This window comes from Ancylobacter lacus, from assembly GCF_018390635.1.
GTDB lineage: Bacteria > Pseudomonadota > Alphaproteobacteria > Rhizobiales > Xanthobacteraceae > Ancylobacter > Ancylobacter lacus.
The window spans coordinates 153,218-167,482 of record NZ_JAHBGE010000038.1; the positions used below are offsets into that span (position 1 = coordinate 153,218).

Genomic DNA, 14,265 nt, shown 5'->3' on the forward strand with positions numbered 1-14,265 from the left:
ACCTTTCGGACGGGGTCACCGACGCCCGCCGGATGGCGGCGACGGCATCGGACGGCCCCGCCGCTCCTGCCTAGATGACCCCGGCGCGGCGCAGCGCGCCGCGCTCCTCTGCCGACAGGCCGAGAACGGCTTCCAGCACGACATCGGTATGCTGGCCCAGCATCGGCGGGGCGAGCGGCGCGACGTCCGGCGAGTCGGCGAGCCGCAGCGGGCTGCGGACGCCCGGCGCGCTGCCACCCGTGGCGTGCGGCAGCGCCAACGCGTGGCCGCGGGCGAGCGCCTGCGGCTCGGCAAAGGCCTGTGCGATGCTGTTGATGGGCCCGGCCGGAATGCCGGCAGCGTCCAGCATGGCGAGCCAGACCGCGCTGGTCTGCCGTTTCAGCGCGGCACCGACGGCCGCCACCACCTCCGCGCGGTGCGCCACCCGTCCCGCATTGGTCTGCACCCGCGGGTCGGCGGCGAGATCGGGCAGGTCGGCAAGACGGCAGAAGCGGGCGAACTGGCCGTCATTGCCGATGGCGAGGATGAGGTGGCCATCGGCCGTCGCGAACGCCTGATAGGGCACGATGTTGGGGTGGGCATTGCCGAGGCGGCCCGGCGCGGTGCCGCCGACGAGGTAGTTCAGCGCCTGGTTGGCGAGGCTGGACATCGCGACATCGAACAGCGCGAGGTCGATATGCTGTCCGCGCCCGGTGCGGTGGCGCTGCTCCAGCGCCGCGAGCACGGCGACGGCAGCGTGGAGGCCCGTCATCACGTCGACCAGCGCGACGCCGATCTTCTGCGGTTCGTCCTGCGGGCTGCCGGTCACCGACATGAGACCGGACATGCCCTGGATCATGAAGTCATAGCCGGCGCGGCCGGCCTCCGGCCCATTCTGGCCGAAGCCGGTGATGGAGCAATAGATCAGGCGCGGGTTCTCGGCCGCCAGGCTCGCAGGATCGAGGCCGTAGCGGGCGAGCCCGCCCACCTTGAAGTTCTCCACCAGCACATCGCTGGCCGCTGCCAGCCGGCGGATCAGCGCCTGCCCCTCCGGGCGGGCCATGTCGATGGTGACCGAGCGCTTGTTGCGGTTGGCGGCGAGAAAATAGGCGCTCTCGCGGGTCTCCAGCCCCTCGCCATCGGTTAGCCAGGGCGGCCCCCAGCCGCGGGTGTCGTCGCCGGCGCCCGGCTTCTCCACCTTGATGATATCGGCGCCGAGATCGCCGAGCATCTGCGTCGCCCACGGCCCGGCCAGCACGCGGGAGAGGTCGAGCACGCGCAGGCCGCTCAGCGCCTGGGCGTCGGGTCGGTGGATCGGCGTGTCGGTCATGGTGGCCCCATCGCGCGCGGCCGGATGTACCGCCGGCCGGAGCGGCTTAGACCACAAACCGGCGGACGGGTCGACGCCGCAGCGGGACGCGGCATTGCCCCTCCGCCGCGACGAAGGTGGCACGCTCCCGCCGCGCCGGCCGGCTTGCCCGCGCCCGGCGGATCGCGGACAAAAGCCGTGTCGAGGAATCATCGCCCATCCGCCACCGCGCCGGAATCGAGGCCGGCGCGGGTACGGCCGGTTCGTGCCCGGCCGGGCGCGAACCGCGAAGTGGGGCGGCAGCGGGATGGTCAGACATCATGGATATCAGCGATCTCTACGACGCCAGCGACGCGGTCGGGCTGGCGGATCTGGTGCGGCGGGGCGAGGTGCTGCCGGACGAGCTGCTCGACGAAGCGCTGCGGCGCGTGGAGCAGCTCAATCCCCGCCTCAACGCCGTCACCATGCTGCAGGAAGGCGTCGCCCGCCGCCTCATCGCCGACGGCCTGCCGGACGGGCCGCTGGCGGGGGTGCCGTTCCTGCTGAAGGACCTCGGCGCGGAAGCGATCGACTTTCCCTCCAACAATGGCTCGCGGCTGTTCGCCAACACCCGCTACGCCCGGGATTCCGCCATCTACGCGCGGCTGAAGGCGGCCGGCCTTGTCACCTTCGGCCGCACCACCTCGCCCGAGGGCGGCATCGGCCCGACCACCGAGGCCGCGGTCTATGGCGGCCCCACCCGAAACCCGTGGAATCCCGCGCACACCCCCGGCGGCTCCTCCGGTGGCGCGGGCGCGGCGGTGGCGGCCGGCATCGTCCCGGCGGCCCATGGCTCGGATGGCGGCGGCTCGGTGCGCATTCCCGCTTCGAGCTGCGGCCTGTTCGGCTTCAAGGCCACCCGCGCGCGTCTGCCGGACGGCCCCTATGTGGGTGAAGGCTGGGCCGGCATGGCGATCGACGGCTTCCTCACCCGTTCGGTCCGCGATACCGCCGTACTGCTCGACGCCACCCATGGGGCCGATCTTGGGGCACCCTATGTCGCGCCGCCGCTGGAAGCCGGGTTCAGCGCCGCGCTGGCGCGGCGCGACCGGCGGCTGCGCGTCGCCGTGGCCACGACCACGCTGACCGGCGCCCCGATCCATCCCGACTGCCGCGCCGCGGTCGAACAGACCGCCCGGCTGCTGGAAGACCTCGGCCATCATGTGGAGGAGGCCCTGCCCGCCGCCGACACCGCCGGCATGATGGCCGCGTGGACCAAGATCGTCGCCTGCGGCAGCCGGCTTTCCATCGAGGGCACGGTGCGGCGGCGCGGCGAACCGCTCAAGCCCGACGAGATCGAGGGCATTGCACGCGGCGCCATAGCCTATGCCCGCACGGTGAGCGGGTCGGACTATCTGGAAGCCATCAACGCCGTTCACGCCTATGGGCGCCAGATGGCAGCCTTCTTCGAAGGCCACGACATCCTGCTGACGGCAACGCTGGCGGAGCCGCCCGCCCCGCTCGGCCGCTTCAACCATGCGAGCGAGGATTATGTGGACTACCGCATGGGGCCGCGCGGGGTCTTCGCCTATTCCCCCTTCACCGCCGCCTTCAACGCCTCCGGCCAGCCCGCAGCTTCGCTGCCGCTGCACTGGACAGCGGAGGGGCTGCCGGTCGGCGTGCATCTGGCCGCCGCCTTCGGGCGCGACGAGATGCTGCTCGGCCTGTGCGCCCGCATCGAGGAAGCGCAGCCCTGGTTCGACCGCCGGCCGCCCCTGGGCTATGCCGCGCCGCGCTCGTAGGTGAGGCGGCCGCCGCAGATCGTGGCGGCCACCTTCATCGTGTCGATGTCCTCCGGCCGGGCGGCCTCGATGTCGCCCGAGAGGATGACGACATCCGCCAGCGCCCCGGGCTTCAGCACGCCCTGCCGATCCTCGGCAAAGGCGGCATAGGCGCCATCGCGGGTGAAGCCGGCTATGGCGTCGTCGAGGCTCTGTCGCTCCTGTGGCGCGCCGTCGTGGATCGGCCCGCGCATCACCGCGGTACGGATGCCGAGCAGCGGGTCGAGCGGGGCGACCGGCCAGTCGCTGGCGAAGACGAGGCGGGCGCCGGTCTCGCGCAGAGTCTGCCAGGCATAGCCAAGCTTCATGCGCTCGCGCCCGATCATGCTGAGGATGGGCTCGATAGGGTAGGCCCCGCCGGGGGCATGGGTCGGCTGCATCGAGGCCAGCACCCCAAGCTCCGCGAAGCGGGGCAGCTCTGCCGGGGCGAGAATCTCGATGTGCTCGATCCGGTGGCGACTGTCGCGCGGGCCATTGGCACGGCGCGCGGCCTCATAGCCGTCGAGCGTGCGGCGCACGGCGGCGTCGCCGATGGCGTGCACGGCGATCTGGAAGCCGAGCCGGTCGGCGGCGACGCAGATCGCATCGAATTCCGCGGGCTCGAAGAAGGAGGAGCCGCGCAGGCCGGGGCGGCCGCAATAATCGTCCAGCATGTGGGCGGTATAGGACTCGATCACCCCATCCATGAAGATCTTCACGAAGTCGGCGGTGAGAAGATCGGAATGCCAGCGCCGCCGACGCTCGACGGCCTCATCCAGCGCCGCAGCGCCCATGCCGGGCAGCAGCCGGAACGGCACGCGCCCCCGCACGGTGAGTTCGCCCGCCGCCTCGATCTCTCCCAGCAGCTCGAGCTGGTAAAGGTTGCCGTCCATGTTGTGGAAGCCGGTGATGCCCAGCGAAGCGCAATAGGCGAGGCCCTGCCGGAGGATCGCCCGGTCGACCGCGCGCTGGGCGGCCGTCGGCGCGGCGGCGGGCTCGCGGCCCAGCAGGCCGAGCATCTCGCGGCCGCCGGTCGGGGTCAGGGCAGTGAGCGGCGCGAAGGCCTCGAACTCGACGAGTTCGCCGGAGGCAAGCCCGTCCGGCGCCATCACCACCTCGCTGCCCGGCGCGGTGGCAAGGCCGTTGAGCACGCCCGCGGCGGCAAGGGCGGGGGTATTGGCCCACATGGTGTGGTGATCGCTGGCGAACAGGGCCAGCGGCCGGCCCGGCAGGATGCGGTCCAGCAGGTGCCGGTCGATCGGCTCGCCCGCGCCGAACATGGCGTAAGCCGCCTGCTCCACCAGAAGAAGGCCCTCGCCGGGCTGCTCCGCGTCACGCTGCCGGATGGCGGCAGCGATCGCGTCGAACCCGCTCAGGCCCGCCACCGACAGACTGGCGAGCTGGGCGCCGCCGGTGAAGAGGTGGATATGGCTGTCGATGAAACCCGGCAGCACCGAGGCGCCGCCGGCATCCAGCCGCCGAACCCCTGGACCTACCGCCGCCGCAACCTCCGCGCGGCTGCCAACAGCGAAAATCTGCTGGCCCGCCAATGCGATGGCCTCTGCCCGGGGATAGGCCGGGTCCATTGTGAGGAGGCGTGCATTCTCGATGATCAGGTCAGCCTGCGGCATGGTTTATTCCCCTCGCGAAACTTCTTCGCGTATGGGAATAACCCTTAAGCCCCCCTTGCCCCTCGCCAAGCCGGCTCATAGGCTGACCGCGTCGATGAAAGGAGCCACCGCCTGCGCGGCTTCCAAACGCGTCGGCGCGAACCGCATGGGTGCAGAGTATGGCGGCGCCGGACAGGCCACAGGACAAGCGGAACGCGATCGAGGCCAAGGGCATCGTCAAGGAGTTCGGCCAGGGGGCGAGCGCGCTGCGGGCCCTGGACAACGTGTCGATTTCCATCCGGGAGAACGAGTTCTTCACGCTGCTGGGCCCTTCCGGCTGCGGCAAGACCACGCTGCTGCGGATGATCGCCGGCTTCGAGTACCCCACCGAAGGCGCCATCCTGCTGCACGGCGAAGACATTGCCAGCCTTCCGCCCTTCCGGCGGCCCATCAACACCGTGTTCCAGAGCTACGCGCTATTTCCCCACCTCTCGGTGTGGGACAACATCGCCTTCGGGCTCCAGATGCTCGGCCGGCCGCGGGCGGAGATCGACGCCCGCGTCGCGACCATGCTGAAGCTGGTGCGGATGGAGGAACTGGCGAAGCGGCGCACCGACCAGATCTCCGGCGGCCAGGCCCAGCGCGTGGCGCTGGCGCGCGCGCTCGCCCCCAGCCCCAAGGTGCTGCTGCTCGACGAGCCGCTCTCCGCGCTCGACTACAAGCTCCGCAAGGAGATGCAGATCGAGCTGAAGCGCATGCAGCACGAAACCGGCATCACCTTCGTGTTCGTCACCCACGACCAGGAAGAGGCGCTGACGATGTCCGACCGCATCGCGGTGATGTCGAAGGGCCGCGTGCTGCAGGTCGGCTCGCCCTGGGACATCTACGACAAGCCGGCCGACCGCTTCGTGGCCGACTTCATCGGCGAGACCAACTTCCTCGCCGCGTCGGTCATCGGCTTTTCCGAGGGGCTGGTCCGGGTGCGGCTGTCCTCGGGCGCGGAAATCGCGGCGACGCTGGCGGAGGGCGCACGGCCCGGGGGGGATGTCACGGTGGTTGTCCGGCCGGAGCATGCCCGCGCCGTGAAAGAGGGCGGCCATCTCTCGGGAACGGTGGAGAACGTGGTCTATTTCGGCACCGACACGCACATCCACATCCGGATCCCCGGGGGCGAGACGTTCACGGTGCGCCAGCAGAATGCCCGGGCGCAATCCTGCGGCTTCGCCATTGGTGACGCGGTGGGCATCGACATCGCGGCCGATGCCGCCCAAGTGCTGCGGGACTGACCATGGCCAGCGCCGCCGAGAACGCCCAACGCCATCACCGGGAAGAGATCCGTCGGCGCTGGATGCTGTCGGCGCCGGCCCTGCTCATCATCCTCGTTGCCGCCACCGGCCCGCTGCTGGTGATGCTGGCCTATTCCTTCATGGCGAAGGGCGACTATGGCGACGTGAAGTTCGGCCAGTTCTCGCTGGACGGCTGGTTCTCCGTGCTGTTCCAGCGCGACATGTTCGACGACACGGTGACGCTGGCGGACGCACATCTCTCGATCCTGTGGCGCTCGCTGCGGCTGTCGCTGATCACGACGCTGGCAACCCTCGCGCTGGGCTTCCCCACCGCCTATTTCATCGCGACGCGGCCGCGCCACACCCGCGAGATCTGGGTGTTCCTCGTCACCATCCCGTTCTGGACCAACCTGCTGATCCGCACCTTCGCCATGCAGCAGGTGATCCGCAACGAGGGCATCCTCAACAATGCGCTGCGGGCGCTCGGCGTCATCGATGAACCGCTGCCGATCATGTACACCGACTGGGCGATCCTGTTCGGCATGGTCTATGTCTATCTCCCCCTCATGGTGCTGCCGCTCTATGCCAGCATGGAGAAGCTGGATTTCCGGCTGATCGAGGCCGGCTACGACCTTTACGCCGGGCGGCTGGCGGTGCTGCGCCGGATCATCATCCCGCTGGTGAAGCCCGGCATCGTGGCCGGCTCCATCCTCGTCTTCATCCCCTCGCTGGGCGCCTATGTCATTCCCCGCGTCCTCGGCGGCGGCAAGAACATGATGCTCGGCAATCTGATCGAGCTGCAGTTCGGCTCGGGGCGGAACTGGCCGCTCGGGGCCGCGATCTCCATCACGCTCATGGCCCTGGTGATGGTTGCCCTGCTGGTCTATGTCCGCAACGCCGCGAAGTCGGGGGCCCAGCATGGCTAGCCGCTTCGATGTCCGCTCCCAGCCCGGCTTCGGCACGGTGGCGATGTTCACCTTCGTCCTGCTCTACCTGCCGATCGCGACGCTGGTGGCCTATGCGTTCAATGCCAGCGAGTCCGTCACGGTGTGGGGCGGTTTCTCGCTGCGCTGGTTCGTCGAGGCGTCGCAGAACGCCGCGGTGCAGGACGCAGCGTGGCGCTCCTTCGTCATCGCTCTCAGCGCCGCCACCATGGCGACCATTGCCGCCACGATGGCGGCGATCGCGACCACGCGCACTGCGCCCTATCCCGGGCTGTCGGCGAAATACGCCTTCATCAACCTGCCGCTGATGGTGCCCGAGATCGTCACGGCGGTGGCGCTGCTGATCGTGTTCTCCAGGGTGAAGGTGTGGACCGGCTATTCGGGGCTCGGATATCTCGTCGTGGCCCACACCGCCTTCTGCATTCCCTTCGCCTACCTGCCGATCCGGGCCCGGCTGGAAGGCATGGATGCTTCACTGGAGCGGGCCGCGGCCGACCTCTACGCCACGCCGTGGATGGCCTTCCGCCGGGTGACGCTGCCGCTGCTGCGGCCGGGCATCATCGCCGGATTCATGCTTGCCTTCGTCATCTCGCTCGACGACGTCGTCATCACCGAGTTCGTGAAGTCGGGCGGGCAGGACACCCTGCCGACCTACATGCTGGGGCAGATCCGGCGCGCCGTGACCCCGGAGGTCAACGCCATCGCCACCGCATTCCTTGCGCTGTCGATCCTGATCGTGACGGCATTCTTCTTCATCAACCGCAAGAAGTCGTGAAGACCGAAAACCGGAGTGGGAACATGAACTGGAAGATCTCGATCGCCAGCGCGGCGATAGCCTTCCTGGGGCTGGCGGGCAGCGCCGCCGCCGAGGGCGCGCTCAATATCTACAACTGGGGCGACTACACCAGCCCCGAACTGATCAAGAAGTTCGAGCAGAAATACAACGTCAAGGTCACGGTCACCGATTACGACTCCAACGACACCGCGCTCTCCAAGATTCGCGCCGGCGGCCACGGCTTCGACATCGCGGTGCCCTCGGCAAACTACATGCCGATCTGGATCAAGGAGGGCCTTCTGCTTGAGGCCCGTCCCGACCAGATGGACAACTTCAAGAATGTCGACGAGCGCTGGGTGAACGTGCCGTGGGACCCCGGCCGGCATTATTCCGTGCCGTGGCAGTGGGGCCTGAGCGGCATCGGCATCAACAAGAAGGTCTATAGCGGCGACATCAACACCTCGGCCATCTTCCTCGACCCGCCGAAGGAGCTGATCGGCAAGATCAACGTCGAGCCGGAAATGAACGACGTGCTGTTCGCCACCATCCGCTATCTCGGCGGGGAATGGTGCACGTCCGACAAGGAGTTGCTGAAGAAGGTCCGCGACAAGCTGATCGAGGCCAAGCCGAAATGGCTCGCCATGGACTACAGCGTGACCGAGAAGCTGCCGTCCGGTGACTACGCCGCCGTGTATTACTGGAACGGCGCCATCCTGCGCTCGCGCCTGAAGAATCCCGACATCGCCTTCGGCTATCCCAAGGAAGGCTACCCGATCTTCATGGACAGCGTGGTGATCCTCAAGGACGCCAAGAATGTCGAGAATGCCAAGCTGTTCCTGAACTTCATCATGGAACCCGAGAATGCCGCGCTGATTTCCGGCTTCGCGAAATATGCGAACGGCATCAAGGGTTCGGACAAGTTCATGCCGCCGGAGATGAAGGACGCTCCCGAGCTGGTGGTACCGCCGCAGTTCGAGAAGGCCGGCGAGTTCCTCGCCGCCTGCTCGCCGGAGGTCTCGCAGCTCTATGCCCGCATCTGGACCGACGTGAACAAGTGATCCGCATCGGCGGGCCGCCGCTGCTGCGGCCCGCCGTCTGCCTGCACAGGCCGGACCCGACGCCGGCGGGAGGCCCTGCTTGTCCCTCATGGACCTGACCGCGACCGAACTGTCGCGCCTCGTCGCCGCGCGCGCGGTGAAGCCCTCCGAGATCATGGCGGCCCATCTGGAGCGGCTCGCCGCGGCCAATGGCGCGGTGAACGCCATCGTTTCCCCACGTGATCCCGATGACCTGATGGCCGAGGCCCGCGCGCTGGACGATGCCGCGCCGCGCGGCTGGCTTCATGGCCTGCCGCTGGCGGTGAAGGACCTCGTCGCCGTGCGCGGCCTGCGCACCACCTATGGCTCGCCGCTCCACCGCGACCATGTGCCGGAGGCCGACGATCTGCTGGCGGCGCGGCTGCGTGCAGCCGGCGCGATCTTCGTCGGCAAGACCAATACCCCGGAGTGGGGCCATGGCAGCCACAGCTTCAACCCGGTGTTCGGCGCCACCCGCAATCCCTACGACACGACCCGCTCGGCCGGCGGCTCCTCGGGCGGGGCGGCGGCGGCGCTCGCCGCGCGGCTGGTGCCAGTGGCCGACGGCTCCGACATGATGGGCAGCCTGCGCAACCCGGCCGCCTTCTGCAACATCTACGGGTTCCGGCCGAGCTATGGGCTGGTGCCCGGCGACGCCGAGGGCGACACCTTCCTCGCGACGCTCGCGACCGACGGCCCGATGGGCCGCACGGTGGAGGATGTCGCCCGTCTGCTCGAGGTGATCGCTGGCGAGAACCCCGAGGTTCCCTTCGGGCGGCCCGGCGCGACCTTTGCCGACCGGCTGGAGATCGACCCGTCCGGCCTGCGGGTCGGCTGGCTCGGGGACTGGGGCGGGGCCTATCGCTGCGAGCCGGGCATCCTCGATCGGTGCGCCGCCGGGTTGGGGGTGCTGGAATCGCTGGGCGCCCACATTGACCCGGTGAAACCGCCCATCCCGGCGGAAGAGCTTTGGCAGGCCTGGCTGCATCTGCGCGGATTCCTGAATGCCGGCAGCAAGGGCGCGCTCTGGGACGATCCGCAGCGGCGCGCCCTGCTGAAACCGGAGACGCAGTGGGAAATTGAGTCCGGCCGCACCGTGACCACGGCGCAGCTCTACGCCGCCAGCGTAGTGCGCTCGCGCTGGTACGCGGCGGCGGCAGAGCTGTTCCGCCGCTACGATGTGCTGGTGATGCCGGCGGCGCAGGTCTGGCCTTTCCCTGTGGAGTGGCGCTGGCCGCAGACGATCAACGGCCACGCCATGGACACCTATCACCGCTGGATGGAGGTGGTGGTCCCCGTCAGCCTCATCGGCCTGCCGTCGCTGGCGGTGCCGTGTGGATTCGGCCCCGCCGGCCTGCCGACCGGCATGCAGATCATCGGCCCGGCGGGCGCCGACGCCCGGGTGCTGGCGGTGGGCGAGCAGTATCACCGCGCCACCGGCTGGCCGCAGAAAAAACGTCCGCCGCCGGTTGATGCCACCTGATATCGAGCCGCACCGCGGGGAAGATGGCTGCCCGTCCCCCTCTTTCAGTGCCGGCGCCGTCCGCCCAGGGGATTCAGGCCACCTCCGGCAGCCGGTCGAGATAGGTGTCGAGCGTGATGGGATAATCGCGTACCCGCACGCCGGTCGCGTTGTAGATGGCATTGGCCACCGCCGCGCCGACCCCGCACAGGCCGAGTTCGCCCACCCCCTTCGCCTTCATCGGCGACGAGATCGGGTCGGTCTCGTCGAGGAAAACGACCTCCTGGTGCGGGATATCGGCGTGAACGGGCACCTCGTAACCGGCGAGGTCGTGATTGACGAAGAAGCCGCGCCGCGTGTCGACGGCGAGATGCTCCATCAGCGCCGCGCCGACTCCCATGGTCATCGCCCCGATGACCTGGCTGCGCGCCGATTTCGGGTTGAGGATACGGCCGGCGGCGCAGACCGCGAGCATGCGCCGAACTCGCGCCTCGCCTGTGGCGCTGTCCACCGCGGCCTCGACGAAATGCGCACCGAAGGTGGACTGCTGGTAGGTTTCGTCGAGATCGCCATACTCAATGGCGTCTTCGGCGACGATCTCGCCCTCGGCCGCCGCCGCCCCCAGCGGAATGGCGCGGTTGCCGCTGCGCACTTCACCATCGACAAAGGCGGCATCGGCTGAATTGAAGCCCAGCCTGCGGGCGATCTCCTCGCGGAGCTTCACGCAGGCGGCATAGACGCCCGCCGTGGCGTTGTTGGCGCCGAACTGGCCGCCGGAGCCGGCCGAGACTGGAAACCGGGAATCCCCGAGCCGCACCGTCACCCGGCCGACCGGAAGGCCCATCATCTCCGCCGCGGTCTGGGCGATGATGGTGTAGCTGCCGGTGCCGATGTCGGTCATATCGGTCTCGACCGTCACGCCCCCCTCGGCATCCAGCCGGACACGGGCGGCAGACGTCATCAATAGGTTATTGCGGAACGCCGCTGCCATGCCGAGGCCGACCAGCCAGCGACCTTCGCGGCGCCGGGCCGGCTGGGGATCGCGCCGGCTCCAGCCGAAGCGGTCGGCACCGAGGCGCAGACACTCGACGAAGGGCCGCGACGAGAAGGGGCGCCCGGGCTTCTCCGGGTCGACCAGCGTGTCGTTACGGATACGGAACTCCACCGGGTCGATGCGCAGCTTCTCCGCCATCTCGTCCATGGCGATCTCCAGCGCCATCATGCCGGGCGCCTCGCCCGGAGCGCGCATGGAGTTGCCCTCCGGCAGGTCGAGCACCGCCAGCCGCATCGCGGTCATCCGGTTGGCGCCGGCATAGAGCAGCCGGGTCTGGTTCACCGCGGTTTCCGGGCCGCCATCTGGCAGGTCGCCGGACCAGCTTTCGTGCGCGATGGCGGTGATGTCGCCCTCGCGGGTCGCGCCGATGCGGATGCGCTGCACGGTCGCTGGCCGGTGGGTGGTGTTGTTGGGCACCAGCGGGCGGTGCAGCGCAACCTTGACCGGCCGTCCCGCCGCCCGCGCGCCCAGCGCCGCCAGCAGCGCATCCGCCCGCAGGAACAGCTTGCCGCCGAAGCCGCCGCCGATGAACGGCGACACCACGCGGACGTTTTTCTTCGGGATGTCGAGCGTCGCGGCAAGATCGTCGGTCCACCAGTCGATCATCTGGCTGGAGGTCCACAGCGTCAGCCGGTCGCCCTCCCACAGGGCGAGAGAGGCGTGCGGCTCCATCATCATGTGCGACTGGTCCGGGGTGGTGTAGGTGGTGTCGAGCGAAACCGGCGCCCGCGCGAAAGCCCCGGCGAAATCGCCGACGCTGGTGTCGACCGGTCCCGTCTGCCCGCTCTCCTTCGGCTTCGTCGCCGATCCCTTCGCGGCCCTCAGATCGAAGGCGCCCGGCTCGGCGAGATAGTCAATGCGCACCAGTTCCGCGGCGGCGCGCGCCTGCTCGAAGGTTTCCGCCACCACCAGTGCCACCGCCTGATGATAATGCTGGATCTCCGGCCCGCCGAGCAGGGTCGCGGTATTGCGCTTGCCTTTGCCGAGCGGCCCGGCCGTCGCGGCGGTGACGATGGCGAGGACACCGGGGGCGCGCCCGGCGGCCGCGGTATCGATGCCGGCGATACGGCCCTTGGCGATCCCGGCCCCGATGACGTGGCCATAGGCGACGTTCTCCGCCTCGCCGTGGTGTTCATAGGCATAGGGCGCCGTGCCCGTGGTCTTCAGCGGGCCGTCGATCCGGTCGATCGGCTGGCCGACGACCTTCAGTGCGTCGATCGGATTGGTGGTGGCGGGGGTGTCGAATTTCATGGCTCAGCCTCTCGCTTCCGCCAGCACCGAACCGAGCGTGCGCTCGACCAGCGTGACCTTGAAGGCATTGTCCCGAGTAGGCCGCGCGCCGGCGAGAAGACGCTCGGTCACGGCGCGGGCGCCGCGTGGCAGCTCCGTCTCGGCCTCTTCCACACGCCAGGGCTTGTGCGCCACGCCGCCCAACGCGACCCGGCCCGTGCCGTCCGGCTGCACCACCGCCCCCACGGAGACCAGCGCGAAGGCATAGGACGCCCTGTCCCGCACTTTCCGATAGATATGGCGGCCGCCGAGCGGGCGGGGCAGCACCACCGCCGTGATCAGCTCCCCGGGCTGCAGCGCGGTCTCGATGTGCGGGGTCTCGCCCGGCAGCCGATGGAAGTCGGCCATCGGGATGGTCCGCGTCGCCCCGTCCGCCTGCACGGTCTCCACCACCGCATCGAGCGCCCGGAGGGCAACCGCCATGTCGCTCGGGTGGGTGGCGATGCAGGCGTCGCTCGTGCCGATCACCCCGAGCTGCCGGGTGAAGCCGCCGATGGCGGCGCAGCCGCTGCCGGGCCGGCGCTTGTTGCAGGGTTGGGCGGTGTCGTAGAAATAAGGGCAACGGGTGCGCTGGAGCAGGTTTCCCGCCGTGGTCGCCTTGTTGCGGAGCTGGCCGGACGCACCAGCGAGCAGCGCCCGCGTCAGCAGCGCATAGTCGCGCCGCACCCTCGGGTCGGCGGCGAGAGCGGTGTTGCTCACCAGCGCCCCCACCCTCAGGCCGCCTTCCGGCGTCGGCTCGATCGTATCCAGCGCCAGCCCGTTGACGTCGATGAGGTGGCTCGGCACCTCGATCTGGAGCTTCATCAGGTCGAGCAGATTGGTGCCGCCGGCGATGAACCGTGCGCCGGGCCGCCGCGCGGCAGCCGCGGCGGCCTCTGCGGGCGAGGCGGCGCGCTCATAGGAAAAGGGTTTCATGCGCGGGTCCCCGCAACCTCGGTGATGGCGTCGATGATGTTGGAGTAAGCCCCACAGCGGCAGATGTTGCCGCTCATGCGCTCGCGCAGTTCCTCGTCGGAGAGGGCCGGCGCGCCGGCGATATCGTGGGTGACATGGCTGGGGATGCCGGCGTCGACCTCCTTCAGCACCGCCACCGCCGAGCAGATCTGGCCGGGCGTGCAGTAGCCGCACTGGTAACCATCGTGCCGCACGAAGGCCGCCTGCATCGGGTGCAGGTTCTCCGGCGTTCCCAGCCCCTCGATGGTGGTGATGTCGTCGCCCTCGTGCATGAGGGCGAGCGTCAGGCAGGCATTGATGCGCACGCCGTCGACGAGCACGGTGCAGGCGCCGCACTGGCCGTGGTCGCAGCCTTTCTTGGTGCCGGTGAGGTGAAGATGCTCGCGCAGGGCGTCCAGAAGCGTGGTCCGCGTGTCGAGCCGCAGCTCGCGTATGACGCCGTTGACGGTCAGCCGAACGGTGTCATGGAACGGCTGCGACGGAGCCTCCAAGGTGCCAGCAGCGTCGAGGTTCACACCTTCTTGAGCGAGGGCGTCGCGGCTTGCGGCACTTCCCGCAAGGGTGGCCGCGCCGGCCGCGAGCACGTCGCGGCGGGACAGCCCGGGGTTGGAAAGCCTGTGCATATCCTCGTCCGATCGTTGAGACGCCGGGTTCGGCGAAAGGAAGGACGCGCCATGGCGGGGCCGGGGCCCCGTGGTGCGCGGTGTCCTGTTTTGAATGCATCCAG

The 14,265-nt window shown here is 69.3% G+C and carries 11 protein-coding genes; 6 read left to right on the top strand and 5 right to left on the bottom strand.

Features of this window, described 5'->3' with window-relative positions; all coding sequences use genetic code 11:
• Positions 1 to 70 precede the first annotated feature (70 nt).
• Entirely contained in the window at positions 71 to 1,309 is a 1,239-nt protein-coding gene (locus KHC27_RS07820; protein ID WP_213337178.1) for a CaiB/BaiF CoA transferase family protein, read from the bottom strand.
• A 299-nt stretch (positions 1,310 to 1,608) separates the two neighbouring features.
• Between KHC27_RS07820 and KHC27_RS07825 the strand changes: the two genes are divergently transcribed.
• A complete protein-coding gene (locus tag KHC27_RS07825; RefSeq protein ID WP_213337180.1) occupies positions 1,609 to 3,069 on the top strand; it encodes an amidase in 1,461 nt (486 codons plus the stop codon).
• On the opposite strand, the gene KHC27_RS07830 is transcribed toward KHC27_RS07825, so the two are convergent.
• Positions 3,048 to 4,718 carry an amidohydrolase gene (locus KHC27_RS07830; protein WP_213337182.1) on the bottom strand — a complete coding sequence of 557 codons (1,671 nt, stop codon included), beginning with the start codon at positions 4,716 to 4,718 and terminating at the stop codon, positions 3,048 to 3,050. The genes KHC27_RS07825 and KHC27_RS07830 overlap by 22 nt on opposite strands.
• 158 nt (positions 4,719 to 4,876) lie before the next feature.
• On the opposite strand from KHC27_RS07830, the gene KHC27_RS07835 reads away from it, so the two are divergent.
• From KHC27_RS07835 to KHC27_RS07855, 5 genes are all read left to right on the top strand, one after another.
• Entirely contained in the window at positions 4,877 to 5,983 is a 1,107-nt protein-coding gene (locus tag KHC27_RS07835) for an ABC transporter ATP-binding protein (RefSeq protein WP_213337184.1), read from the top strand.
• A gap of 2 nt (positions 5,984 to 5,985) precedes the next feature.
• A complete protein-coding gene (locus tag KHC27_RS07840; protein WP_213337186.1) occupies positions 5,986 to 6,909 on the top strand; it encodes an ABC transporter permease in 924 nt (307 codons plus the stop codon).
• A complete protein-coding gene (locus KHC27_RS07845) occupies positions 6,902 to 7,702 on the top strand; it encodes an ABC transporter permease (RefSeq protein ID WP_213337188.1) in 801 nt (266 codons plus the stop codon). Before KHC27_RS07840 ends, KHC27_RS07845 begins: the two co-directional genes overlap by 8 nt.
• A 23-nt stretch (positions 7,703 to 7,725) precedes the next feature.
• Positions 7,726 to 8,760 carry an ABC transporter substrate-binding protein gene (locus KHC27_RS07850; RefSeq protein ID WP_213337190.1) on the top strand — a complete coding sequence of 345 codons (1,035 nt, stop codon included), beginning with the start codon at positions 7,726 to 7,728 and terminating at the stop codon, positions 8,758 to 8,760.
• Positions 8,761 to 8,839: 79 nt separating this feature from the next.
• Complete coding sequence (locus tag KHC27_RS07855) at positions 8,840 to 10,261, top strand: amidase (protein WP_425514864.1); 1,422 nt, start codon at positions 8,840 to 8,842, stop codon at positions 10,259 to 10,261.
• A gap of 73 nt (positions 10,262 to 10,334) precedes the next feature.
• Here the strand turns inward: KHC27_RS07855 and paoC are convergent, their stop codons facing one another.
• The 3 genes from paoC to paoA are packed head-to-tail and all read right to left on the bottom strand — an operon-like array spanning position 10,335 to position 14,161.
• Positions 10,335 to 12,545 carry an aldehyde oxidoreductase molybdenum-binding subunit PaoC gene (gene paoC / locus KHC27_RS07860; protein ID WP_213337193.1) on the bottom strand — a complete coding sequence of 737 codons (2,211 nt, stop codon included), beginning with the start codon at positions 12,543 to 12,545 and terminating at the stop codon, positions 10,335 to 10,337.
• A gap of 3 nt (positions 12,546 to 12,548) precedes the next feature.
• Entirely contained in the window at positions 12,549 to 13,499 is a 951-nt protein-coding gene (locus KHC27_RS07865; protein ID WP_213337196.1) for an FAD binding domain-containing protein, read from the bottom strand.
• Positions 13,496 to 14,161, bottom strand: coding sequence for an aldehyde dehydrogenase iron-sulfur subunit PaoA (gene paoA, locus KHC27_RS07870; protein ID WP_213337198.1), 666 nt, complete (start codon positions 14,159 to 14,161; stop codon positions 13,496 to 13,498). Before paoA ends, KHC27_RS07865 begins: the two co-directional genes overlap by 4 nt.
• Positions 14,162 to 14,265 lie beyond the last annotated feature (104 nt).

Bases quoted from the DNA above. Each gene is read 5' to 3' on its own strand.
- KHC27_RS07820 (WP_213337178.1), bottom strand. From the start codon at position 1,309: ATGACCGACACGCCGATCCACCGACCCGACGCCCAGGCGCTGAGCGGC.
- KHC27_RS07825 (WP_213337180.1), top strand. From the start codon at position 1,609: ATGGATATCAGCGATCTCTACGACGCCAGCGACGCGGTCGGGCTGGCG.
- KHC27_RS07830 (WP_213337182.1), bottom strand. From the start codon at position 4,718: ATGCCGCAGGCTGACCTGATCATCGAGAATGCACGCCTCCTCACAATG.
- KHC27_RS07835 (WP_213337184.1), top strand. From the start codon at position 4,877: ATGGCGGCGCCGGACAGGCCACAGGACAAGCGGAACGCGATCGAGGCC.
- KHC27_RS07840 (WP_213337186.1), top strand. From the start codon at position 5,986: ATGGCCAGCGCCGCCGAGAACGCCCAACGCCATCACCGGGAAGAGATC.
- KHC27_RS07845 (WP_213337188.1), top strand. From the start codon at position 6,902: ATGGCTAGCCGCTTCGATGTCCGCTCCCAGCCCGGCTTCGGCACGGTG.
- KHC27_RS07850 (WP_213337190.1), top strand. From the start codon at position 7,726: ATGAACTGGAAGATCTCGATCGCCAGCGCGGCGATAGCCTTCCTGGGG.
- paoC (WP_213337193.1), bottom strand. From the start codon at position 12,545: ATGAAATTCGACACCCCCGCCACCACCAATCCGATCGACGCACTGAAG.
- KHC27_RS07865 (WP_213337196.1), bottom strand. From the start codon at position 13,499: ATGAAACCCTTTTCCTATGAGCGCGCCGCCTCGCCCGCAGAGGCCGCC.
- paoA (WP_213337198.1), bottom strand. From the start codon at position 14,161: ATGCACAGGCTTTCCAACCCCGGGCTGTCCCGCCGCGACGTGCTCGCG.